Below are 23,539 nucleotides of genomic sequence, written 5' to 3'. Positions count from 1 at the left end.
AAATTTCCGAGGAAATGATAGAAAAAAGAAAAAACTGAGCACTTTTGGCTCAGTTTTTAATCTAATTGTTTCTTTTTATATACGATTAAACATACAAAGAGCGATATAATAAGCCAAACTGCAACATTTAATACATGCCCACTAATACTACTAAATCCCGCCCCACCTACTAAACTGTTAAGTGCTTTCACAATATGAGATGTTGGAAGATATCCAATCATCGTCTTAATTACTTTATTTTCAACCATCGGCTCAAACTGTACAGCCAAATACATCGTCATTAATATCGGCATTCCAATTATTGATGTTTGTGGTACAGATGCAGCTAACAATCCAATCATTGTTCCAATCACAATAAATAGAATTGTTCCACATAAGAAAATAAATCCTAGCAATAATAGATTTCCACTAAATTGATCCAAAATAAATAAGTTCACAATACAAATGCCCAATGTCAAACATACTGTTAATATACTTTTTCCAAGTAGAACTTCAACCGAAGATGCCGGTGATAGCATTAATACACGCAATGTATGTTTTTCTTTTTCTTCTGCAATTACCATAGATTGAACAAAGCCTGCGACAAATAGGAAGGCCGTTATAGTAGTAATGCCTAACATTTCCTTTCCCGCTCCAAATCTGCTAAACAAAAATGAAAGTATAATTGGTAAAAATGCCATTAACAACACTTGTGAATTTGTCTTAAAATCTTGTACTTCTTTTCTAAAAATAGCTGATACACGTCTCATTGAAAATGTCATTATAATCCCCTCCCAGTAACTTCAATAAAGATATCGCCTAAAGTTGGTTCGTGTGAATGAATGGATAGTAATTCTCCTTTGTTCATCCATTCTGAAATACGTTTTGCACCTAATTCATCTTTTTGTACCGTTTCTTTCTTCTTATCCTTTAACACGACTTGTATTTGATCTTTCGCGTATTGTAAGCGAAGGTTCTCCGGTGTATCAAGTGCTACAATCTCTCCGCCACACAGGAAGGCAATGCGGTTACAAAGCGTTTCTGCTTCGTCCATGTTGTGAGTCGTTAAGAAAATCGTCGTTCCTTCTTTATTTAAGTCTTTTAAGATTTTATGAATATTTTGTACGTTTACTGGATCAAGTGCAGATGTTGGTTCGTCTAAGAAGAGGATATCTGGTTTATGAAGGATTGCTCTCGCTAGTGTGACGCGTTGCTTCATTCCCTTTGATAATTTTTTTACTGGTGTTTTTTTATCATCTAATAAATTCACTTGTGCTAGTACTTCATCGATTCGTTCTTTTTTGCAATCGTATAAGTCACAAAATAATAGTAAGTTATCATAAATGCTAAGTCTTTCATATAAGCCGCTGTTATCTGTTAAAATACCAATTCGTTTGTAATCGATGCTACTTGGTCCTGTAATATCTTTCCCTAATACTCTTACCGTTCCAACACTATGAAGCAATTGAGAAGTTAAAATTTTTACTATTGTCGTCTTACCAGATCCACTCGGTCCAAGGAATCCGAATATCTCTCCTTGCTTCACCTCAATATTTACATTTCGAAGTGCCGTTTTTTCGTTGAAACTTTTCATTACATCTTTCATTTCAATTGCCAATGTCATTTCTTCATCCCCTTTGTTTTTCTTCTTTATAGATGAAAGTCGCTTTAGCGCTTTTCGTTCGTTTGTTTCGCTTTTCTTGACTCAATCATATGAAAAACAAAGGATAAGCGCATTAAAATACCGGTAAAAGGAGTATTTTTACCGGTGAATGAATCGCATGTTGAGCTTATTGGAGCACTTTTATAGTCCAATAACACCTTTTAATTCATCCATTCGTCCTTTTGAAAGCGGGATTGAACTTTTTCTTTCGTCATCCAAAATTAAACTGAAACTATTACGAGTCCACGTAATCACTTCTCGTACTCTTTGTAAATTTACAAGGTACGAGCGATGACATCTAAAGAAACCAAAACCTGTTAACCTTGCTTCTAGTTCACCTAATGTTAAAGCGCATACGAAATCTCCTTCACGAACGTGAATATGTGTTACTCCGTTTTGTGTTTCAATGAAATGGATTTCCATCGGATCAAGTAAAATGATTTTATCGTTCACTTTCGCAGGTATTCTTTCTAACTTCATTTGCGGAATTATTTGAACAACCTTTTCTTCATCCACCTCTTCCACTTCTTCTTGTTCGATTTCTACTTTTTTCACACCATCATTGTTTAATATGTATACATCTTCTGTTAAAGAAAGGGCATCCGATAGGAATGATGACGTAATAAATATTGCCTTTCCTTGTTCTTTCATTTTCATAATTGCTTTTCGAATAATAACCGTACTCTCTATATCTACATTTTGCTCCGGTTCTTCCAAAATGATTAAATCCGGATTATGAATCATCATTCGTCCAATATGAAGACGACGCTTCTCTGAAAATGATAGTTTTTCTATTTTAACGTTTAGCTTATCTAGGAGACCAACAGACTGCACAACTTCTTCTATACTTATCTTTGATTCATAAAGCCCTATTAAAAACTTAAAGTATTCCTTCACCTTCAAACGATCATATGCTTCATCCTTCAAAAAACAAAAGCCTATGCGGGAATAATTTTTCTTTCCAATTGCTTCCCCTTCAAACAGTACGTTGCCAGTTGAAGCTTCTTCTTCACCAATAATAATGCGGTGTAACACTTTAGCTGTATGATTATTGCATTGCAAAACAATACATTGTCCTTTTTCAACCTTTAGCTCCATTTCCGGTAACTGGTTCGCCTTCCCTAACTGTTTCAGCTCTAGTAACGCCATTTCATTTCCCCCAAATGCCTTTTTATCCTATTATATCAAACAGTTAATGGAAAATTATGATATTTTAAACAAAAAAATAGGTGCCAGAGTTCTGACACCTATTTCTTCACCATCAGTTTTCCTTCATAATCATTCATCGTCTTTATTTCAACGCCTTTATAGTAATGAGCGACGATATCTGTATATTTCTTTCCTTCCGCTGCCATGCCGTTCGCCCCGTATTGACTCATACCAACGCCGTGACCGAAGCCTTTTGTCGTAACGATGATTTTATCTCCTTGTTGTTTCCACGTGAAATCAGAAGAACGTAAATCTAACTTTTCACGAACTTCTTTTCCTGTTAATGTTTTTCCTTGAAAAGCTACATCCTTTACGCGCTTTCCTTCCGTAAGGTCTTTAATATTTCCAACCTTCCCGTCTGCTAATACTTTCACACCGAGACGTTTTTGAAAATCAGCTACTGTAAATGTTTGCTCGCTCGTAAACTTTGGAGAGGCTTGATCCCACGGACTATCTACACTTTTCAAGTACGGATAATCATTTCCCCAATAGTCAGCTGCATTTTCTGTTCGGCCATTACTCGTTGAAAAGAAGGATGCTGAAATTGGTTTTCCATCATACGTTAAAACTTGTCCTGCTGTTTTCGAAACGGCTTCTTCGATTTTCTTCAAATTATTTTCGTAGTTATTACCCCATTGCTTCTTCAATTCATCTTTGCTTTTGTACACTTGATCTTTCACCGTATCTGTCACGTCCGCATTATTTTTCTTTCCTCCGCTTAGCATACGTTGTACTACAAATGTTCTCGCTGCTAATGCCTGCGCCTTTAGTGCCTCTATTTCAAAACTGGCATTCATCTCAGAAGCTACTACACCTGTCACATACTCCTCCATAGGTAATGTTTCTACCTTCTTCTGTTTTTCGCGATATACAGCAACTTGAACAGCTGTATCTACTTTTCCTGGAGCTGGTATGCTTTCTAACGCTGGAGGAGTTTTAGAGGCCGTTTCTTCCCCTACTTTTGCTTTCGCAAATGGAATAACAAGGGCTGCAGGTACAATGATAACGAGCGCTATTAAGAGCGCTACTGTAATAAAAAGTGGCTTTGAAAATTTCATCCTATTTTCCCCCAATATAAAAGCTTTACTCCATTCATTCTTATGGAACAACTCTTTCTTTTAGAACATACTTAAGGGGAAGAGTATAAAACAGAAATTTTCTAAATATTTTTACTGGTACGTGCATAAGTATAGAATTTATTGACTATAACAGTAATAACCAAAAAAATAGCCCCTATGTCAAAAGACATAGAGACTATTTCAATTAAGCGTGAAGATCAGAAACTTCTTGTTCTTTCACTTCTTCTACTTTTTCGTTTACACGTTCAATAGTTGCACCTAATGCAGCTAATTTCTTATGGAAGTTTACATAGCCACGGTCAAGATGTTTTAACTCAGTTACACGAGTATAACCTTCTGATACTAAACCAGCTAAGATTAATGCAGCTGCAGCACGTAAATCAGTTGCTGCTACTTCAGCACCTTGTAAGCTGTTTGGACCGTTCATAATAACAGAACGACCTTCAATTTTAATATCAGCATTCATACGACGGAATTCTTCAACGTGCATAAAGCGGTTTTCGAATACCGTTTCTGTAATCATGCTTGTTCCATCAGCTTGTAGTAATAATGCCATCATTTGTGATTGCATGTCTGTTGGGAAACCTGGGTGAGGCATAGTTTTAATATCAACCGCTTTTAACTTATCTGGGCCGATAACACGTACACCTTCGTTTTCCTCAATAATTTTAACACCCATTTCTTCCATTTTCGCTGTAATTGAGCGTAAATGTTCAGGTACAGCATTTTCAATTAAGATGTCTCCACCAGTAATTGCTGCTGCAACCATGAATGTTCCCGCTTCAATACGGTCAGGAATAATAGAGTGGTTTGCACCATATAATTTATCAACGCCTTCGATACGAATCGTTCCAGTTCCAGCTCCGCGTACTTTCGCTCCCATCGCATTTAAGAAGTTAGCTAAGTCAACGATTTCTGGTTCTTTCGCTGCGTTTTCAAGAATTGTTGTCCCTTTTGCTAATGTAGCTGCAGACATAATGTTTTCTGTCGCGCCTACGCTTGGGAAGTCTAAGTAGATTTTAGCTCCTTTTAGTTCTCCCTCAACATATGCCTCAACAAAACCGTTACCAACCTGTACTTTTGCTCCCATTGCTTCGAAGCCTTTTAAATGTTGGTCAATTGGACGTGAACCAATTGCACATCCACCAGGAAGTGCAATACGAGCACGACCGTTACGTGCTAATAATGGTCCCATTACTTGAACAGATGCACGCATTTTACGTACATATTCAAATGGTGCTTCAATGTTTAGTTCTTTAGAAGAATCGATTGTTACTTGATTATTTTCAAATACGACTTCAGCATTTAAATGACGTAATACCTCATTAATTGTGTATACATCAGACAAAACTGGTACTTCAGATAGTACATTCTTTCCATCACTCGCTAATAGGGCTGCAGCGATTATAGGTAATACAGCATTTTTTGCGCCCTCAACACGCACTGTGCCGTTTAACCGCTTTCCGCCACGGACGATGATCTTTTCCAAATTATTCCCCTCCGTGTCCTTTTTTCAGTATCTATTCACTCAATACTCAGAAGTTATGATCGGTGTGCCAACCACAATTGTATCTTTGTTGTCTGTAGAACGTATTGCTATTTGCACATTTATTTTCTCTCTATTTGTTGAAAGAGCGTCATCCCACTTTTTATTGTATGCGGAGACTGACACAAATGCTCTTTCTTCTACTTGTTCGATCGCTCTTGCTGAAAGATCTTTCAAAACCTGATTGGTTTTATTTTGCAAAACACCTTCAATCTTATCATTCAGTACACCTTGAACACAAGTGTAAATTATAGGTTTTTCACTAAAAATTTTATTCATGTTTTGAACATACTTCGGGTCCCATTTCGCCCCACTCACTTCAAAGATAATGAAAGTGTTTTCTTTAGTATTTTCTTTACTCCAAGTTACTACTACTCGTTCTTCATAAGAAGAAAGCTTTTTATAGGATGTAGCTTTATATCCATCTGGAGATTGCTCTACTTCCCACTTTTGAATATTTGCCTTTTCCTTCACATCGTTTAACAACTTTTGAAACGTATGTATGTTAGAAATTGTTTTTGTTTCTCTCGCTAACCATGACCATTTTTCTACTTTAGCATCATTTTTCTCTAAAGCCTTGATCATGCTCTCCATTTTCTGTTCATCGCTTATCGGTTTCATCTCTCTATATCCAACCAAAAATAAAACAACACTAAGTGCAACAATAAGAATGGCTTTAAGCTTCAATTTCATCCCCTCCTATCCCCATTGTTAACGGAGATTTGAGGTTCTATACACTTACTTTACTAAATACGTTAAACTCTTCGAATAGCCTAAATAATCAAGGAAAAAGTTACTTACAGATGTCCCAATTGCAATTGTAATTAAGATGAGTAATACTCGCGTCTGCAGCACTTTTCCGGACTTCATTAAACGCTCAATGTGAATGCCTTGTAAGGCCCACCACGTAATGGTAATAAACAATAAATGCGAAACAATGGCAATCAGTGCTTGTTGCCCTAAAAGTTGTGCCAAAAAATCGACCCCTTTTTACTCAGCTACTACTTATGAAAGAATATAAAAACGATACCATAATAAGTAGGAGCTACACTTTTTCAAATGCACATAGACATCTTACATTTTACATTTTACATCGTGATTTTCTTTCCAAAAACGTATATCTACATTACAAGTTAACACAAAATAAAAAGCGCAGAGTACTGACTCCACACCTTTTATTTTCACTATTGTACCACGTTCCCTAAGAAGAAGAAATCTTTCATTAATGGAAAATATTCATAAAAGAAATTGTACCCAATCATCGGCATAATCCCTAGTATTACAATCGAAATTGCACAAAGACTCATAACAACCTTTATATTTAACGGTAACCGTATTCTCTCTTCTGTCTCTCCTGTGCGGAAAAACATTTGTTGTAAAATACGGAAATAATATACGAATGAAACAACCGTCGTACCCATCATAATCGAAGCTAGTACGTAATGTGCTGGCTCTACATGAAGCGCGCCTAAAAAGATATTAATCTTTCCAATGAAGCCAGCCGTTCCTGGTATCCCAGCCAACGATAAAATAAAGATTGTCATCATAATCGCTGTAAATGGCGACCTTTTATATAAACCTGTGAAAATCGTTATATTTTCCTCATCATTTTGTAAGATTAAGCCGTGGATGATAGCAAATGCACCTATATTCATAAGCATGTATGCCAGCATATAAAACCACATGCTATCCATCGTAAATGGTGATAATGCCACAAGTGGAACGAGTAAATACCCTGCATGAGCAATGCCCGAATAAGCAAATAAACGCTTTATATTGTATTGTTTTAACGCGACTACATTCCCAACAATCATCGTAATACTTGCTAGCACCGCAATATATATACTCATATGCCCATATAAAGATTGCATATCTCCTTGTATTAATACACTTGCAAAAACCATAAGGAACAAACGAATAATGAGTAGGAAACCAGCAATTTTAGAAATCGTTCCAAGAAAAGCAGTAACTGGTGTAGCCGCTCCTTCATACACATCAGGTGCCCACATATGAAACGGCACTGTGGCAATTTTAAATGAGAGACCAACTAGCAATAAAAGAAATGCGAGAGCTAACAATAACTGAATACCACTAGCGAGTTCCCCAGTGAGTACCTTTTGCATATCTACAATGTTAGTTGAACCTGTAATACCGTATAAATAACTCATTCCGAAGAGCGTAATCGCCGTTCCAATTCCTCCGCTAATGACGTATTTCATTGCCGCTTCATTTGATGCACGGCTCTTTTTTTGTATTCCTACTAAAATATAGGAAGAAAGTGAAAGTAACTCCAAACCAACGAAAAGGGTAATGAAATCAACACTAGAAGCCATGAACATCGCACCAAGAAGTGCAATTAAAAATAAGTAATAATATTCACCCTTATCTTCAATTGGATTCTTCTTATCATCGCTCATTGCGGTGCATAAAATGAGGGCTGAGGCACCTAATAGCAATGTTTTAAACCCTTTTGAAAATCCATCTAACACAAACGATCCATCTAAAATATCTCCTGCCGGTTCGCTATATAGCGTAATTAATGACACGATTGCTAATACGATAGCAGCAATCGCACCAAGAGCTACATATCTATGGTTCAGCTTAAAAAACAAATCACATATGGAAAGGAGGATGGCGGCGCCGAGAATAATAAATTCTGGCACCATTAGATACCACGATAAGCTAAGTAACGTATTCATATCCATCCTATTTCACCCCCAATGTTTTCAATGTATTTTGAAGCGGATCCCCTAGTATCTCTGGCATAACTCCAATTGCAATAATACAAAAGATAAGTAGTAAAACAGGGACATACTCCCATCCGTGTATATCAGATTTTGCTTCCCACTCTTTCTTTCCAAATGTCACTTGAAGTGTCGCCCTTAATACATATACAGCGGTTAAAATGATGCCAATCACACCGACTGCAGCAATGACGGGCTCTCCTTGAAATAAACCGAGAAAGGCAAGAAATTCACTAACAAACCCAGACATCCCTGGTAATCCAAGCGATGCCATTCCTCCTGCTAAAAAGAATCCGCTAAGTATCGGTACACTTTTCGCAAGTCCGCCTAGCACCGTAATATCCGAAGTTCCAAATCGTTGTTCTATAACACCCAGTAGAAAGAATAGCAAGGCTGCAATTAAACCATGTGATACAACTTGGAATAGCGCTCCTTGTGTACCAGGTGCATTAAGTGACGCAAGCCCCATTAACACAATTCCCATATGCGAAATACTAGAGTAAGCCAGTACTTTCCTAAAGTCCGTTTGGATGAGCGCTAAAAAGGCACCGTATAGTAGATTAATTACGCCTAATATCGCAATTAGCGTTGCAACATCGTGAAAATATTCCGGGAATAGCCCTTTCCCGAAGCGAATAATACCGTACGCTCCAATCTTCAGCAAAACACCCGCATGAAGCATAACTACAGCTGGATGCGCTTCTATGTGTACATTGACCATCCAGCGGTGCAACGGAAAAACAGGTAGTTTAATTGCAAAAGCAATCATTATGGCAATAAATACACTAAGCTGCAAACTACTTGGGATGACGAGTGCTCCCTCTGCGTTTACGCTTCTTAATATCTCTTTCAGCTCCACAATATTTGTTGTACCTGTTTTCGCGAACAAAATTGAGAAAACAATGAGCAAAATAGCTGAGCCAATACCGTTATATATTAAATAACTATACGCAGCCTTTTCACTCGACAATTTTCCCCACTTTCCAATTAATAAGAACATTGGTGGCAACGTAATTTCAAAGAAGATAAAAAACAACATTAAGTTTTGAGCAGCAAAGACGCCGAGCATTCCTATTTCTAGCATGAGTAATAGCATATAAAATGCTTTTAAATTTCTTTTAATAGAAAAGGCTGCAATTGCTGCAAGCATCGCTAGAAGAGCCGTCAATACCATCATGACAAGCGACAAACCATCAATACCGAGCTCGTAATAAATAGAAAACCACCTTTTATCTACCGCTGTAAAATCTCCGAACTTAATCCATTTCACCTTTTCATCAAATAGTGACAAATTCTTTCCAGAAGCATATGTACAAGCGAGGACGATAGCGATTCCAAATGGAAGTGCCGTCCCAAATAAGCCAAGCGCTCGCACTGTACGCAATTCCTTTTTCGGTGTTAATACAAGCAATAAAATTCCTAAAAGCGGGGAAAAAATGAAGAACGTTAACAACAAATCATTCATCGTAAATCCCCTCCCGTATAGAGCAAAATAATGACGAGTACAGCGAGCGAAACCGCCGTTACAGTACCGTACACTTGTACATTCCCGTTTTGAAGTTTCGATCCAAGATTACTTGTGCCTTTCACTACACTTGCAATTAAAACTGCAATTCCTTCAACTACATACACTTCAAATAAGCGAAGCACATGAGCGATTCCTTTCGTAATAGGAATCACCGTCATGTTGTATAGTTCATCCACATAATATTTTTCTTTCAAAAGATTATAAAGCGATGTTTCCGTACCCCCAGCCCAATTTCTGGAAATTGATTTCTTGCCATATATGAAATATGCAAGAGCAATTCCCGCAAATGAAACGAGTGTCGCAACAATCATAATCCAAACTGGTCCATGCGCTTCTTCAACCTTAAACCCTACATCTTTCGTCAACCAATCTCCGAGAAACGTCCCAAACCATGGTGTATTTATATATCCTGCCACTACTGCGAGAACGCCGAGAACAATCATTGGATACGTCATAACGCGAGGCGATTCATGCACTTCTTCCTTCGTCTTCGTTTCTCTAGTAAAGACAAGAAAGTATAGGCGGAACATATAGAACGCTGTTAAAAACGCCGCAATTACCGCTAAAGTAAATAAAACGTAATTGCCATTCATCCACGTCGCCGCTAAAATTTCATCTTTGCTGAAAAAACCGGAAAGGAGCGGAACACCGCTAATGGCAAGAGTACCTATTAAAAATAGCGTACCAGTTACTTTCATCTTCTTCTGTAAACCGCCCATTTTATTAATGTTTTGCGTATGCACAGCATGAATTACACTTCCTGCCGCCAAAAATAGTAGTGCTTTAAAAAAAGCGTGTGTCGTTAAATGGAATATACCAGCTACATAACCGGCAGAACCTAACGCGAGCATCATGTACCCGAGCTGGCTAACTGTAGAATAAGCAAGCACCCTCTTTATATCTGTTTGCACAAGACCGATAGAGGCCGCAAAGATTGCAGTGAAAGCTCCAACGATTGCCACTGTCTGCATCGCCACTGTACTTGCTGAAAACAGAGGAAACATCGTCGCTACTAAATATACGCCAGCTGCGACCATCGTCGCCGCGTGAATAAGTGCCGAAACGGGCGTTGGCCCCTCCATTGCATCTGGCAACCACGTATAAAGCGGGAACTGACCTGATTTCCCCATCGCCCCGATAAAAATTAATATCGCTGTTATTGTAATCATGTAAGGAGGTAGATCCCCTGTATAAATCGCCCTAAATATTGCGTCATATTCAAAACTACCTGCGTACCAAAAAATTAAAATCATCCCGATAAATAAACCAACATCCCCAATACGGGTCATAATAAAAGCCTTTTTTGCAGCAGCCTTTGCTTCTTCTTTAAAGAAATAAAAACCGATAAGTAAAAATGAACCAAGACCAACTAATTCCCAAAATATATAAAGTTGTAATAAATTCGTTGATATAACAAGCCCTAACATCGCAAATGTAAAGAGTCCTAAATATGCGTAAAAGGTTGGTAATCGTTCATCACCTTTCATATAACCTTTCGAATACACATGTACAAGTAGACTCACAAGCGTCACGATAAATAACATTAAAGCTCCTAATGCAGTCACTTCAAAGCCGAATGATATATCCACATCTCCAGCTCTAAGCCACACCCACTTATGCTTCACGCTTGCTTCTGAAAATCTTTCTATTAACACAAGTACCGCAAGTATAAAGGAGAGAAAGACGAAAAAAATACTAAGTACGCTGCTTCCTTCTCTAATTTTCTTCCCGAATATAATAAGTAACAAAAACGAAACGAGTGGGAAAAGCGGTATGAGCCATGCATAATCGATCATTGTTTCCTTCCCCCTTTTTCGGTCACAATGCTATCCTTTAAGCGTATCCATTTCATCCACCTGAACTGTCGTACGATTACGATATAAAGCAATTAAAATGGCGAGTCCTACCGCCGCTTCCGCTGCCGCTACAGCCATCGTAAACAGTGAGAAAATTTGACCTGTTAAATTCGGAAATAAGCCTAATTTACTAAACGCCACTAAGTTTAAATTGGCAGCATTCAGCATTAATTCGATACAAACTAATACGATTACTGTATTCCGCTTTGTTAAAGCTCCAAATAGACCGATGCAAAACAAAATAATCGCAAGTGTTAAATATGCAGAAGCTGGAACGCTACTCATTGGATTCCTCCTCTTTCTCGTCCTTTTTCGCAAGTATAATCGCGCCAACGAGTGCTACAAGTAAAATAACTGAAGTTAGTTCAAATGGGATAATATATTTTGAATAGAGAAGCGTACCGATTTGAAGTGTGTTGTTTTCATGGAGAGGTAAACTTCCTTGTGTGCTTTCATTTGCAAAATCAACATTATTAACAGCGAAATACATAACTGCTCCAAATGCTACAACTGCAAAGAAGATAATCCATTTTCGAAGAGTAAGACGCGATTCATTTTCCGCGTTATGTTTCGTTAACATAATGCCGAAAATCATAATAATTGTGATTGCACCAGAGTAAAGTAAAATTTGTGCAACGCCTATAAATTCGGCTGATAAAAGAAAATACAAACCTGCAATGCTGAGGAATGTTAGAACGAGAGCTAGCATCATGTGCATAACTTTCGTTAAGTTCAACATAAGAACACCGCCGATAATTGCAGACAAGGATAGTATAAAGAATGCTACAAACTCGCCATTCATGCCTTATTCTCCTTCCTGACGTTTTCGTCGTTTTCGTCAAGCCACTGCAAATTTTTAAATAAATCATCACGTGAATATTCCGCGAGTTCAAAGTTATTTGTCATGACAATTGCCTCTGTCGGACAAACTTCTGTACATAAGTCACAAAGAATACAAATTTCAAAATTAATATCGTACGTGTCGATAATTTTCCCTTTTTTCGTAGGATCCGGATGTTTCTTTCCTGTTAACTGAATACAGTCTGTCGGACAAATGTTAGAGCATTGATTACAAACAATACATTTCTCCGGATAAAATTTTTGAATCCCCCGAAAACGGTCTGGCAACGGCAACGGTTGATTTGGATAATCATACGTTACCTTCTTCTTACTCAAATTACTTAATGTATATTTTAACCCTTTAAATAGTCCTTTCATCTCTTACTGGCACCCCCCTCATAGATTAGAAGAATAACTCCTTAATCAATGCCGTTAAGAAAATATTTGCAAGTGCAATCGGCAATAATACTTTCCATCCAAATTCCATTAACTGGTCACCTCTTATACGCGGAAACGTAACGCGGAACCAAATTAATAGAAAGACTACACTGCTAAATTTCAAAGCAAACCATACGGCACCTGGGATAAATCCAAGAAACATGACTGGATTCCATCCTCCTAAAAAGAGCACTGTAATTAACGATGCCATCCCGAAGAAATATACGTACTCTGAAAGCATGAAAAACGCCCAGCGAAACCCTGAGTATTCCGTATGATATCCAGAAACAAGTTCTGACTCCGCTTCTGGCAAATCGAACGGCGTCCTATTTAACTCTGCAACTGCTGCGATTAAGAAAACGACGAAGCCAATTGGCTGTACGAAAATGTACCAAACCTTCTCCTGCGCCGCTACAATCTCATTTAAATTCAGGCTACCAGCTAACAAAACGATACCAATTACACTCATTACGAGCGGAATCTCATAAGAAATCATTTGCGCCGCCGCACGCATCCCTCCTAAAAGGGAATATTTATTATTCGATGCCCATCCCCCAGTTACAACACCTATCGTCGTAATACCGGAAACAGCAATATAATAAAGTAACCCGACTCCAATATCTGCAAATTGAAATTTATCAGTGAACGGGATAACTGCAAGCACCATAAATGCTGGTGCAAATGCAATGACAGGCGCTAATATAAACAGCGGTTTATCTGCTGCTTTCGGAATACTATCTTCTTTCAATAATAGTTTTAAAACATCAGCTACCGTTTGCAGTAAACCGAATCGGCCTCCAACCTGGTTTGGTCCAATCCGCCCTTGCATAAACCCCATCACTTTCCGTTCTGCCAAAATTCCATATGTAACGAAGCCAAGGACTGCAAATAGTAGAAGTACCGCTAATCCGAAAAAAATGAAGAAATTCGTCCAGCTTGAAGGTGATTGTAAGAGCGTCTCAATCATTAGCCATCAACCTCCCCAAGTACAATATCAACTCCACCTAAAATCGTAATTAAATTAGCGATGTTTTCACCTTTTAATAACTTCGGTAAAATTTGCAAGTTATAAAAAGATGGCCTACGAAACTTCAAACGGTACGGCTCTTTCTTTCCGTCACTAGCGATATAACAACCAATCTCTCCGCGCGGCGATTCGATACGTACAAACGCTTCTCCCTTAGGTGCCTTAATAATTTTCGGTACTTTTGCCAGCACAGCTCCATCTTTCGGGAACTGCTGAACCGCTTGCTCAACAATCTTTAAAGACTCCTCGATTTCTTGCATTCGGCAAACGTAGCGATCCCAAGCATCTCCCACGCTTCCAACAGGAATATCAAAATCAAAACGATCATAAATCGAATACGGCTCATCTTTGCGGAGATCCCAGTTTACTCCAGTGCACCGCAAATTTGCTCCGCTTAAAGAATACGAAATCGCTTCTTCCGCGCTATATATACCAACGCCTTTCACACGATTTAAGAAAATCTCATTACCGCTAACAAGATCATGATAACCTGCCAGTTGCTCTCTCATATACGGAACAAACTCTTCCACCTTTTCAATCCAACCATCTGGCGCATCCCACTTCACACCACCAACTCTCATATAGTTAAAAGTAAGCCGTGCCCCGCATAATTCATTTAATAAATTTATAATCATCTCTCGTTCACGAAACGCGTACAGAAACGGGCTGACCGCTCCTATATCAAGAAGATTCGTCCCCCAACAAACGAGATGGCTCGCAATTCTTCCTAGCTCCATCGCAAGTACTCGCAAGTATTCGGCACGCTCCGGAATTTCAAGCCCCATCATCGTCTCTACAGCATGGCAAATGACGTAATTATTCGTCATGGCTGATAAATAGTCCATTCGATCTGTATAAGGGATAATTTGCGTATACTGTAAGCTCTCAGCAATCTTTTCCGTCCCGCGATGCAAATACCCAATAACCGGTGTAGCTTCTTTAATAATTTCCCCGTCAATCTTAATTACGAGCCTGAACACACCATGTGTACTCGGATGCTGAGGTCCTACATTCAAAAGCATCTCTTCCGTGCGGATCATAGCTACACCTCCACATCATACGGTTCATAGTCTTTTCTAAGCGGATATCCTACCCAATCATCTGGCATTAAAATACGCGTTAAATTCGGATGCCCTTTAAATACAATACCGAGCAAATCGTACGCTTCTCTCTCCGGCCAGTCAGCCCCTTTCCAAAGCGCTGTCACAGATTCGACTTGCGGCGCTTCCCGGTCTAGCTTTACCTTCACCGCTACCGATTGTTTCTTACCATATGAAAACAAATGAACATACACTTCCATATGTGTCACAAAATCCGTCGCATGTAGCTCTGACATATAATCAAAAGCAAGTCCCTCATGGAATCGCAGTAACTCCATCACTTCATAATATTTTTCGGGATCCACCACAAGAGTTGGCACATCCTTTGACAGTTTATTAATATAGGAATCTACTAATGCACCCTCTCCTAACTTCTCCCTAATAGCCTCAACATACTGATTTAAATACGGCTGATTTACGGACAGTTCTTCCTGCTTCGGCTCATCCTCTTTCTTACCTTCAGCCCCCTTTGTCTTCGCTCTTGCAGCCGCTGCTGCTTTCGCTTTTGCCGCTGCAATTGCCTTTGCCTTTTCATCTCCCGAATCCCCATCACCTTGCGAGGCTTTCTGCTTCGCCAATGCTGCCGCTTTTGCCTTGGCCGCTGCCACCGCCTTCGCTTTTTCTTCTTCCGTTACTTCCTCGGTTCCTTCTCTTTTCTGCTTCGCTAACACCGCCGCTTTTGCCTTGGCCGCTGCCGCTGCCTTCGCTTTTTCTTCTTCCGTTACTTCTTCTGTTCCTTCTCTTTTCTGCTTCGCTAACGCCGCCGCTTTTGCTTTGGCAGCCGCTGCTGCCTTCGCCTTCGCTTTTTCTTCTTCCGTTACTTCTTCTGTTCCTTCTCTTTTCTGCTTCGCTAACGCTGCCGCTTTTGCCTTGGCCGCTGCCACCGCCTTCGCCTTGCCTTTCGCTTTTTCTTCTTCCGTTACTTCTTCTGTTCCTTCTCTTTTCTGCTTCGCTAACGCCGCCGCTTTTGCTTTGGCAGCTGCTGCTGCACGTCGTTTTGCTTCTTCTATAGTAATATCATTATTTTTTGGTAGCGCTTTCTCTTTTTCTTGACCTTCTTCCTCAAGCTTACTTATTTCCGCCTCGTGTTTCGCTACAAGGCGTTTTCTCGCCTCTTCTTTTGCACGCCTAGCTGCTTCTTTTTTCAACTCCTCTAAATCTTTATTTGGATTACTCATTTATTCGTCACCTGCTTCCCGGTCTTTGCTTCGTAACGAATTTTTTCTTTTAATTTATTAATTCCATAAATTAAAGCAGCTGGATTTGGGGGACAACCAGGAATATACACATCAACTGGTACAATTTGGTCTACACCTTTTACAACAGCATATGAATTTACATACGGACCACCTGCTGTCGCACAAGATCCCATCGCAATAACCCATTTCGGTTCGGGCATTTGATCATATAAGCGCCGAACAATAGGAGCCATCTTCTTCGTTACCGTTCCCGATACAATCATGACGTCCGATTGCCTTGGTGAAGTCCGAAAAAATGACCCAAATCGATCTAAATCATAATGTGATGAGCCTACTCCCATCATTTCAATTGCACAGCACGCCAGTCCGAATGTCATCGGCCATAAAGAATTGCTCCTCGCCCATCCTTTCAACTGTTCCAATGTAGAAAAAAAGATATTTCGTTCTAATTCTGCTCGTTCATTTGGATGTAATTCCTCAAAATTTATAACCATTGTAACACCTTCTTTTTCCAAGCATACGCTAATCCAACTAGCAACATTACAACAAAGATGAGCATTTCAATTAATGCAAATAAACCTAGCTTGTCATACGCAACAGCCCAAGGATATAAAAATAAAGTTTCTACATCAAAGATCACAAACAATAAAGCGAAAATATAATAACGAGCATGAAACCGAATGTTTGCATCATGAAAAGGCTCAATTCCACTCTCATACGTCGTCGCCTTTGCTGCACTTGGTTTATTTGGGCGCAGCATCCTGCCTAATATAAGAGCCACTACCGGCAGCAATATACCTAATAGCAAGAAAATCAAAACGATCATATAACTATTTTCATATACACTTGCCATTGTGAAACCCTCCCCCCTAAATTAAGAACAAGTTCACATAGTAAACAATATGTCCTAGTTGCAGTAATTATTATTTTTAAATTTTTCTAAATAATTCAACTATTCTAATCATTATAGCAAACTTCAAATTCCTATGTCGATATGTTAGGAGACAGAAACAAGAATTATTAAAATCTATCTTTACAACTTGCTATAATTGTGCAAAATAAATATAAAACTTATATATGCTTTTCAAGAAACCGTAGGTGATATAAATGAAAAAACAAACACATGTAAGTATTCTTATAAGCATTGTATTGCTGTCTATAACGCTTCACTATGTAGCGATGCCTTTTCTGTATGAATACTCATTTCCTTTTCAGCTATTAATCGGAACGAGTACCCTATTAATTGATATTATCGCTTGTAGTTATATACTTTATTTTTCAAACATGAAAGAAGGGCTATCTCGTTTATTTTGGATCATATTATCTGTTGGAGCTCTCTCTTATTTTATCGGTGATATAGTCGTTGCCTATCAGCGTTTAATTGTAAAAGACTTCTATACGTTCGTTGATCCATCTGACTTTTTTTACTTACTTTTTTTAGTTAGCTTTACGTTTGCCTTTCTATACGAAATCATTTACAACCGAGATTTATTAGAAAAACTTTTTATGCTATGTGATATTTGTATTATCGTTACAGCCCAATTTACTTTAAGTTACTACTTACTTATTGAACGAACTATTCACATCTTTACAACATCCTATATCGACATATTTGTTCAACTTACCTATCCAATGGCTGATTTACTCTTTCTCTTAATAGGAATCAACCTTTTATTTAAACCACTATCCTTATTACCTAAAAAGGTCGGTGCACTTCTTGGCAGTGCTTTAATTTTATATGCTACTACAGATGCGATTTATGCTTATATAAAATACTTCATACCAGAGTATTCTATGTTTACAGTTACTCCTTTCTATCAAGTAACCTTAGCACTAGTAGCAATCGCCTGTATTCTCCATACAAAAGAGCCTGAAAAACAAGAACAAGTACTACTAACACCTAAAATTGGTGAATCAATCCGATTATCATTACCGTATATTTCGGTAGTAATGCTTATTGTTTTTATATTAGTTGAATACGTTTTTGCGCCTATTATAGTAATCGGACTTATAATAACTTTCTCTTTCGTTCTCATACGTCATAGTTTAGTTCGAAAACAAAATAAAATATTATTGCTAGCTCAAATGCAATTCAACTCAGAACTCGAGAAACAAATTAAACTACGTACAGAAGATTTAGTAGAACAGAAAAATGAACTTTATCATAATCAACAAATGTTTAAATCTTTATACGAGCATCATCCAGATCCAATCTTCACATTAGATTTGTACGGCAATTTTCTCAAAGTAAATAACGCTGGTACTACTTTACTCGGTTATCAAACGAATGAATTATTAAACCAGCCTTACTACTCACTCATATACGAAGAAGATTTAGAAGAAATGATTAACGCCTTTCATCGTGTGAAAAAGGGATATTCTATCTCTTTAGAAATACGGGCATACCATAAAAACAGAGATATTTACTACTTGCACGTTACCGCCGTACCGATCTTTTTAAAGGAGAAAATTTCTGGGGTTTATTTAATGATTAAAGATATTACGGAAAGCAAACAACAACAAGAACAAATCAACTTCCTAGCATACCATGATACTTTAACAGAGCTTGCAAATCGTCGTGCATTTCATCAACATTTAGAACAAGCAATTGCACGAGCAAAAATATCGAAAAAGCCTTTTGCTGTTATGTTTCTCGACCTAGACCGTTTTAAAGTTATTAATGATACCCTCGGTCATCGAGTAGGAGACCTATTACTCATCGCAGTAGCAAAAAGGCTCGAAAAAATAGCAACATCAAATATGAAACTCGCACGGCTAGCTGGGGATGAGTTCACAATCCTTATCGAGAATTACAAAAAAAAGCCAGATGTCCAAAAAATAGCTGATAGGATTGTGGCGGCCATGAATGAGCCATTTGAAATCGAAAATCAACATTTACAAATCTCACCGAGCATCGGAATTGCAATATATCCTGAAGCAGGTGAAGATCCGCTATCCATTTTGCAGCATGCTGATATGGCCATGTACGAAGCAAAGAATAAAGGAAAAAACGGTAGCTCTCTTTACACGAAAGAACTATATAAAAAAATGGAACGAAAAGCTCGAATTGAAAAAGATTTGCCAATCGCTTTAGTAAACAAAGAATTTTATCTCGTTTATCAACCACAAATTGATACGACAACAAATAAAATTATCGGTGCTGAAGCTTTAATACGTTGGAAACACCCACTATTAGGTGACATTTCACCATGTGAGTTTATTCCAATTGTAGAAGAGACGCCACAAGTAGTCCCACTTGGACATTGGGTATTACAAGAAGCTTGTCTCCAATTAAAAATATGGCATACCTTTGGCTACCAAAATTTAAAAATAAGTGTTAATCTATCCGCAAAAGAGTTCCGGCAAGATCAATTAATCGAAAGCATTTCACAAATATTAAACGACGTGCAAGTCGATCCAAAATATGTAACCCTTGAGTTAACAGAAAGAATTGCAATGATTGACGAGAAAGAAACGTTATTAAGACTGAAGCAATTAAAAGAGTACGGTATCCAAACTTCCATTGATGACTTCGGTACTGGGTATTCTTCTCTTGCTTATTTATCAATTTTTCCAATCGACACATTAAAAGTACCGAGAGAATTTACACAATTAGCTGATCATCGTCCTGAAGAACGAGCCATCGTTTCTACAATACTTTCCCTCGCAAATACTTTAAATCTTTCAGTCGTTGCCGAAGGAATTGAAACCGAAAAACAACTTAAGTTTCTGCAAAAACATAACTGTAAATATATGCAAGGTTACTATTTCAGTAAACCACTTACTAGTAATGAGTTTATAAAGTTTCTACAAAAAACCCCCAGTATGAACAAATAATTCATACCGGGGGTTTTTTAGTGCTAAATATTTTTCTCATAATATTCTTCTGCGATCTCTTCGTAAAAAGCTGCAGATGTTGTATAGAAATATGGAATTAACCATAAGAATCCAATCCCTAATGTAATACAACTTAATATAAACCAGCCAATAAAACTTAAACATAAAATGAAATACTCCATCTTATGTCCATCCATCATACGACGACTTTCTGTAATAGCCTGGTTCAGTGAATACTCAGGATGATCGTTTATAATAAAGTATGTCATCGCATAAGAAAATGATTTAATAATACCTGGAATAATGAACAATAACATCCATAAGAAAAGATAAAGATTTACTAATAAATATAATAAAAATGATTTTAGAAATCTCTTTCCCTCTGAAAACCAAACGAATACATTACCAATACTAGCTTGCTTTTCACGAAGGATATTTAAACCAAGATAATATCCACCTAAAGTTAACGGTCCAGTAACAAAAAATGTAAGAATATTCGTTGAAAGTGAACCATTTGTTTTTTGCCAACCGAAAATTAAAGAAAATCCCCAATCAACACTAAAACTAAAAGCCGTGATAAGAATTGAAATGAGTAGTGTAGCTCCAACAGCTAATCCCCATTTTCCCTCTAATGAATCTAGTGCTTCTCCTTTTAAATCACTAATCATGCGTAGCCTCGCCTCCTATACACAATAATTCTATTAGTATAGCATGTTCCTATTGAAATTCACCTTTTGAAATATAGCGATAAAAGTGTGCTGTCGTCGTACTCATATACGGACTAAGCCAAAGAAATCCTATTCCAAAAGTAAAAAGCGCTAAAATAGCCCATCCTATGAAGCTCAGCCATAAAAGAAACAAATCTAACTTATGACCCTTCATAAGATTCTTACTTTCCTTCATCGCCTGCGAAACACTATATTCTGGATTTTCAATCATCACATAATACGTCAGTGCATAAGAAAAATACATCACAATCATACCAACAATTGAAATTGCTAATAGTACGAAGAAAGCTATTGCAAATGACGTATTCCCTTCTTCACCTAACAATGCAAATAAGCCTATTAACAGCATCGGAATCCATGTACCTGTATATAACAAAATAGCAAGCATTGCCCACATTGTTTTCATCATTCTTTTAAAGCCACGAAATCCTTCAAATAAGTAATCTACTTTAGCATCTTCTCGTTTACTAATCTGTAAAAATACATTTGTATAACCATATGACGTAATCCCATACGATGCGTTACTCAAAATTATCATAATGAAATAAAAAATCCCAAAGGTAATACCTGCTCCAATTGACATCGTTTCCTCTTCAAATGATCCAGTTAAGCTTGCAACTGAGAGAAATATAATAATTCCTGGAATTAATAGTATAAGCATTGCAGCCATCGAAACGACATAACTTAAAATAAAATATAAAATTGTTGATCCAACACCTAGTCCCCATTTTCCCTTTAAAGAGTACAATGCTTCTCGCTTCATTTCACCAATCATTGATTCATCCCCTTTATGAAATATAAATTGTTGTACACTTCTACTTATACAAGCATCAATATAATTATACCAGTTTTGTAAAATTATCCATAAAACAAACAAAAAAAAATCCGTAAAGGCAAAGCCCTTACGGATTTTTTTACTTCATATCGGAAACGTTTAAACGGTTCACGGCACGTTGTAATGCCATTTCTGCACGTTTAAAGTCAACATGTGCTTGTTTATCTTGCAGACGTTGCTCAGCGCGACGCTTCGCTTCATTTGCGCGATGGATATCGATATGGTTTGCTTCTTCAGCAGATGATGATAATACAGTCACTTTATCTGGACGAACTTCGATAAAGCCACCGCTTACTGCTACATAATCAGTGTGTCCACCATTTTTCAGACGAACTGCACTAATTTTTAATGGTGCAACAGTTGGAATGTGACCTGGTAAGATCCCCATTTCCCCACTCTCTGCTTTTACACTTACCATTTCTACTTCTTTTTCGTAAACCGGTCCATCAGGAGTTACAATACTGACTGGAAATGTCTTCATACTTCGTCCCTCCTAAGGCCTTACGCCATCATTTTCTTCGCGTTTTCAATAACTTCTTCAATGCCACCTACTAAGCGGAATGCATCTTCTGGAAGGTCATCATATTTTCCTTCTAGAATTTCTTTGAAACCACTAACTGTATTTTTTACAGGTACGTAAGAACCTTTTTGACCTGTAAACTGCTCAGCTACGTGGAAGTTTTGAGATAAGAAGAATTGAATACGACGAGCACGATGTACAACTAACTTATCTTCTTCAGATAACTCATCCATACCTAAGATAGCGATGATATCTTGAAGCTCTTTATAACGTTGTAAAGTTTGCTGTACTTGACGAGCTACTTCATAATGTTCTTCTCCTACAATTTCTGGAGAAAGTGCACGAGATGTAGATGCTAATGGATCTACGGCTGGGTAAATACCCATTTGTGTTAAACGACGCTCTAAGTTTGTTGTTGCATCTAAGTGAGCGAACGTTGTAGCTGGTGCTGGGTCAGTATAGTCATCGGCTGGTACATATACCGCTTGGATAGACGTGATAGACCCTTTATTTGTAGATGTAATACGCTCTTGTAATTGACCCATTTCTGTTGCAAGTGTTGGTTGGTAACCTACCGCAGATGGCATACGACCAAGAAGGGCAGATACTTCAGAACCCGCTTGCGTGAAACGGAAGATGTTATCGATGAACAGAAGTACGTCTTGTCCTTGCTCATCACGGAAATGCTCAGCCATTGTTAAACCTGTTAATGCAACACGTTGACGTGCTCCAGGTGGCTCGTTCATTTGTCCGAATACCATCGCAGTTTTCTTGATTACGCCAGAATCGCTCATTTCGTGGTATAAGTCATTACCCTCACGAGTACGCTCACCTACACCAGCGAATACAGAGATACCACCGTGCTCTTGTGCGATGTTGTTAATTAATTCCTGAATTAATACTGTTTTACCTACGCCGGCACCACCGAATAGGCCGATCTTACCACCCTTAATGTAAGGAGCAAGTAAGTCTACTACTTTAATACCAGTTTCAAGAATTTCTACTTTAGTAGATAATTCTTCGAATGCAGGTGCTTGACGGTGAATTGGATCACGATGTACATCTGCAGGAACCTCACCATCTAAGTCAATTGCATCACCTAATACGTTAAATACGCGACCAAGTGTTACATCACCAACTGGTACAGAGATTGGTTTACCAGTATCTTCTACTTCTGTGCCACGAACAAGTCCATCTGTGGAAGACATTGCAACTGTACGAACTGTATCATCACCTAAATGAAGTGCAACTTCAAATGTTAAGTTAATACTTCCGTTTTCGTTGCTTTGTTTTACCGTAAGGGCGTTGTAGATTTCTGGTAGCTTTCCGCCATCAAACTTAACGTCTACAACCGGACCCATGATTTGCGTAACGCGCCCTTTATTCATCGGGTTCCCTCCTAGCTTTCTTT

23 protein-coding genes are annotated in these 23,539 nt (G+C 38.1%); 1 reads left to right on the top strand and 22 read right to left on the bottom strand.

Going from position 1 to position 23,539, the window contains the following annotated elements:
- Window positions 1-56: 56 nt before the first annotated feature.
- The 18 genes from MR143_RS06235 to nuoA form a co-directional block, all read right to left on the bottom strand.
- Window positions 57-761 carry an ABC transporter permease gene (locus MR143_RS06235; RefSeq protein WP_086408408.1) on the bottom strand — a complete coding sequence of 235 codons (705 nt, stop codon included), beginning with the start codon at window positions 759-761 and terminating at the stop codon, window positions 57-59.
- The gene (locus MR143_RS06230) at window positions 761-1,603 is read right to left on the bottom strand and encodes an ABC transporter ATP-binding protein (protein WP_242280636.1); all 843 of its coding nucleotides are present in this window, start codon (window positions 1,601-1,603) and stop codon (window positions 761-763) included. Before MR143_RS06230 ends, MR143_RS06235 begins: the two co-directional genes overlap by 1 nt.
- Window positions 1,604-1,783: 180 nt before the next feature.
- Complete coding sequence (locus MR143_RS06225; RefSeq protein ID WP_242280635.1) at window positions 1,784-2,791, bottom strand: LytTR family transcriptional regulator DNA-binding domain-containing protein; 1,008 nt, start codon at window positions 2,789-2,791, stop codon at window positions 1,784-1,786.
- A gap of 98 nt (window positions 2,792-2,889) precedes the next feature.
- The gene (gene spoIID / locus MR143_RS06220; protein WP_242280634.1) at window positions 2,890-3,909 is read right to left on the bottom strand and encodes a stage II sporulation protein D; all 1,020 of its coding nucleotides are present in this window, start codon (window positions 3,907-3,909) and stop codon (window positions 2,890-2,892) included.
- A 205-nt stretch (window positions 3,910-4,114) separates the two neighbouring features.
- Window positions 4,115-5,419, bottom strand: a complete 1,305-nt coding sequence (gene murA / locus MR143_RS06215) for a UDP-N-acetylglucosamine 1-carboxyvinyltransferase (protein ID WP_000411274.1) — start codon at window positions 5,417-5,419, stop codon at window positions 4,115-4,117.
- A 39-nt stretch (window positions 5,420-5,458) separates the two neighbouring features.
- Window positions 5,459-6,163, bottom strand: coding sequence for a YwmB family TATA-box binding protein (locus MR143_RS06210; protein WP_000767916.1), 705 nt, complete (start codon window positions 6,161-6,163; stop codon window positions 5,459-5,461).
- Between the two features lie 51 nt (window positions 6,164-6,214).
- The gene (locus MR143_RS06205; protein ID WP_000057889.1) at window positions 6,215-6,451 is read right to left on the bottom strand and encodes a DUF1146 family protein; all 237 of its coding nucleotides are present in this window, start codon (window positions 6,449-6,451) and stop codon (window positions 6,215-6,217) included.
- A 209-nt stretch (window positions 6,452-6,660) separates the two neighbouring features.
- Window positions 6,661-8,175, bottom strand: coding sequence for an NADH-quinone oxidoreductase subunit NuoN (nuoN, locus tag MR143_RS06200; protein WP_374265087.1), 1,515 nt, complete (start codon window positions 8,173-8,175; stop codon window positions 6,661-6,663).
- 7 nt (window positions 8,176-8,182) lie between these two features.
- Entirely contained in the window at window positions 8,183-9,685 is a 1,503-nt protein-coding gene (locus MR143_RS06195) for an NADH-quinone oxidoreductase subunit M (protein ID WP_242280632.1), read from the bottom strand.
- The gene (nuoL, locus tag MR143_RS06190; protein ID WP_242280631.1) at window positions 9,682-11,544 is read right to left on the bottom strand and encodes an NADH-quinone oxidoreductase subunit L; all 1,863 of its coding nucleotides are present in this window, start codon (window positions 11,542-11,544) and stop codon (window positions 9,682-9,684) included. Before nuoL ends, MR143_RS06195 begins: the two co-directional genes overlap by 4 nt.
- Before the next feature lie 30 nt (window positions 11,545-11,574).
- On the bottom strand, window positions 11,575-11,889 hold the full coding sequence (gene nuoK, locus MR143_RS06185; protein WP_000100079.1) for an NADH-quinone oxidoreductase subunit NuoK: 315 nt from the start codon (window positions 11,887-11,889) through the stop codon (window positions 11,575-11,577).
- On the bottom strand, window positions 11,882-12,406 hold the full coding sequence (locus tag MR143_RS06180) for an NADH-quinone oxidoreductase subunit J (protein WP_001012813.1): 525 nt from the start codon (window positions 12,404-12,406) through the stop codon (window positions 11,882-11,884). Before MR143_RS06180 ends, nuoK begins: the two co-directional genes overlap by 8 nt.
- Entirely contained in the window at window positions 12,403-12,822 is a 420-nt protein-coding gene (gene nuoI, locus MR143_RS06175; protein WP_000677191.1) for an NADH-quinone oxidoreductase subunit NuoI, read from the bottom strand. Before nuoI ends, MR143_RS06180 begins: the two co-directional genes overlap by 4 nt.
- Window positions 12,823-12,847: 25 nt before the next feature.
- Entirely contained in the window at window positions 12,848-13,849 is a 1,002-nt protein-coding gene (gene nuoH / locus MR143_RS06170; protein ID WP_000573426.1) for an NADH-quinone oxidoreductase subunit NuoH, read from the bottom strand.
- Entirely contained in the window at window positions 13,849-14,949 is a 1,101-nt protein-coding gene (gene nuoD, locus MR143_RS06165; RefSeq protein ID WP_242280630.1) for an NADH-quinone oxidoreductase subunit NuoD, read from the bottom strand. The genes nuoH and nuoD overlap by 1 nt, the downstream gene beginning before the upstream one ends.
- Before the next feature lie 2 nt (window positions 14,950-14,951).
- Window positions 14,952-16,187 carry an NADH-quinone oxidoreductase subunit C gene (locus tag MR143_RS06160; RefSeq protein ID WP_242280629.1) on the bottom strand — a complete coding sequence of 412 codons (1,236 nt, stop codon included), beginning with the start codon at window positions 16,185-16,187 and terminating at the stop codon, window positions 14,952-14,954.
- A complete protein-coding gene (nuoB, locus tag MR143_RS06155) occupies window positions 16,184-16,702 on the bottom strand; it encodes an NADH-quinone oxidoreductase subunit NuoB (RefSeq protein ID WP_000236331.1) in 519 nt (172 codons plus the stop codon). Before nuoB ends, MR143_RS06160 begins: the two co-directional genes overlap by 4 nt.
- Entirely contained in the window at window positions 16,693-17,061 is a 369-nt protein-coding gene (gene nuoA, locus MR143_RS06150; RefSeq protein ID WP_242280628.1) for an NADH-quinone oxidoreductase subunit NuoA, read from the bottom strand. Before nuoA ends, nuoB begins: the two co-directional genes overlap by 10 nt.
- Before the next feature lie 254 nt (window positions 17,062-17,315).
- On the opposite strand from nuoA, the gene MR143_RS06145 reads away from it, so the two are divergent.
- Window positions 17,316-20,045 (top strand): EAL domain-containing protein, encoded by a 2,730-nt coding sequence (locus MR143_RS06145; RefSeq protein WP_000744999.1) that lies wholly within the window; start codon window positions 17,316-17,318, stop codon window positions 20,043-20,045.
- Between the two features lie 23 nt (window positions 20,046-20,068).
- Here the strand turns inward: MR143_RS06145 and MR143_RS06140 are convergent, their stop codons facing one another.
- The 4 genes from MR143_RS06140 to atpD form a co-directional block, all read right to left on the bottom strand.
- Window positions 20,069-20,713 (bottom strand): DUF975 family protein, encoded by a 645-nt coding sequence (locus tag MR143_RS06140; RefSeq protein ID WP_046946594.1) that lies wholly within the window; start codon window positions 20,711-20,713, stop codon window positions 20,069-20,071.
- A gap of 49 nt (window positions 20,714-20,762) precedes the next feature.
- Window positions 20,763-21,548 (bottom strand): DUF975 family protein, encoded by a 786-nt coding sequence (locus MR143_RS06135; protein WP_000578832.1) that lies wholly within the window; start codon window positions 21,546-21,548, stop codon window positions 20,763-20,765.
- A 139-nt stretch (window positions 21,549-21,687) separates the two neighbouring features.
- On the bottom strand, window positions 21,688-22,089 hold the full coding sequence (gene atpC, locus MR143_RS06130) for a F0F1 ATP synthase subunit epsilon (protein ID WP_000847211.1): 402 nt from the start codon (window positions 22,087-22,089) through the stop codon (window positions 21,688-21,690).
- A 20-nt stretch (window positions 22,090-22,109) separates the two neighbouring features.
- The gene (gene atpD / locus MR143_RS06125; RefSeq protein WP_001032593.1) at window positions 22,110-23,516 is read right to left on the bottom strand and encodes a F0F1 ATP synthase subunit beta; all 1,407 of its coding nucleotides are present in this window, start codon (window positions 23,514-23,516) and stop codon (window positions 22,110-22,112) included.
- Window positions 23,517-23,539 lie beyond the last annotated feature (23 nt).

It is taken from the genome of Bacillus cereus group sp. BfR-BA-01347, from assembly GCF_022663835.1.
Lineage (GTDB): Bacteria > Bacillota > Bacilli > Bacillales > Bacillaceae_G > Bacillus_A > Bacillus_A thuringiensis_K.
Note: the sequence above shows the minus strand (reverse complement) of the source record. Positions and strands in the feature narration are given on the sequence as shown.

What these genes read in the sequence shown, in the direction of transcription:
- MR143_RS06225 (WP_242280635.1), bottom strand. Translation starts at nt 2,791, where the DNA reads ATGGCGTTACTAGAGCTGAAACAGTTAGGGAAGGCGAACCAGTTACCG.
- MR143_RS06195 (WP_242280632.1), bottom strand. Translation starts at nt 9,685, where the DNA reads ATGAATGATTTGTTGTTAACGTTCTTCATTTTTTCCCCGCTTTTAGGA.
- nuoK (WP_000100079.1), bottom strand. Translation starts at nt 11,889, where the DNA reads ATGAGTAGCGTTCCAGCTTCTGCATATTTAACACTTGCGATTATTTTG.
- MR143_RS06180 (WP_001012813.1), bottom strand. Translation starts at nt 12,406, where the DNA reads ATGAATGGCGAGTTTGTAGCATTCTTTATACTATCCTTGTCTGCAATT.
- nuoD (WP_242280630.1), bottom strand. Translation starts at nt 14,949, where the DNA reads ATGATCCGCACGGAAGAGATGCTTTTGAATGTAGGACCTCAGCATCCG.
- atpD (WP_001032593.1), bottom strand. Translation starts at nt 23,516, where the DNA reads ATGAATAAAGGGCGCGTTACGCAAATCATGGGTCCGGTTGTAGACGTT.
- nuoN (WP_374265087.1), bottom strand. Translation starts at nt 8,175, where the DNA reads ATGAATACGTTACTTAGCTTATCGTGGTATCTAATGGTGCCAGAATTT.
- nuoI (WP_000677191.1), bottom strand. Translation starts at nt 12,822, where the DNA reads ATGAAAGGACTATTTAAAGGGTTAAAATATACATTAAGTAATTTGAGT.
- MR143_RS06230 (WP_242280636.1), bottom strand. Translation starts at nt 1,603, where the DNA reads ATGACATTGGCAATTGAAATGAAAGATGTAATGAAAAGTTTCAACGAA.
- MR143_RS06235 (WP_086408408.1), bottom strand. Translation starts at nt 761, where the DNA reads ATGACATTTTCAATGAGACGTGTATCAGCTATTTTTAGAAAAGAAGTA.
- MR143_RS06140 (WP_046946594.1), bottom strand. Translation starts at nt 20,713, where the DNA reads ATGATTAGTGATTTAAAAGGAGAAGCACTAGATTCATTAGAGGGAAAA.
- atpC (WP_000847211.1), bottom strand. Translation starts at nt 22,089, where the DNA reads ATGAAGACATTTCCAGTCAGTATTGTAACTCCTGATGGACCGGTTTAC.
- nuoA (WP_242280628.1), bottom strand. Translation starts at nt 17,061, where the DNA reads ATGGCAAGTGTATATGAAAATAGTTATATGATCGTTTTGATTTTCTTG.
- nuoL (WP_242280631.1), bottom strand. Translation starts at nt 11,544, where the DNA reads ATGATCGATTATGCATGGCTCATACCGCTTTTCCCACTCGTTTCGTTT.
- nuoH (WP_000573426.1), bottom strand. Translation starts at nt 13,849, where the DNA reads ATGATTGAGACGCTCTTACAATCACCTTCAAGCTGGACGAATTTCTTC.
- MR143_RS06135 (WP_000578832.1), bottom strand. Translation starts at nt 21,548, where the DNA reads ATGATTGGTGAAATGAAGCGAGAAGCATTGTACTCTTTAAAGGGAAAA.
- MR143_RS06145 (WP_000744999.1), top strand. Translation starts at nt 17,316, where the DNA reads ATGAAAAAACAAACACATGTAAGTATTCTTATAAGCATTGTATTGCTG.
- MR143_RS06160 (WP_242280629.1), bottom strand. Translation starts at nt 16,187, where the DNA reads ATGAGTAATCCAAATAAAGATTTAGAGGAGTTGAAAAAAGAAGCAGCT.
- nuoB (WP_000236331.1), bottom strand. Translation starts at nt 16,702, where the DNA reads ATGGTTATAAATTTTGAGGAATTACATCCAAATGAACGAGCAGAATTA.
- spoIID (WP_242280634.1), bottom strand. Translation starts at nt 3,909, where the DNA reads ATGAAATTTTCAAAGCCACTTTTTATTACAGTAGCGCTCTTAATAGCG.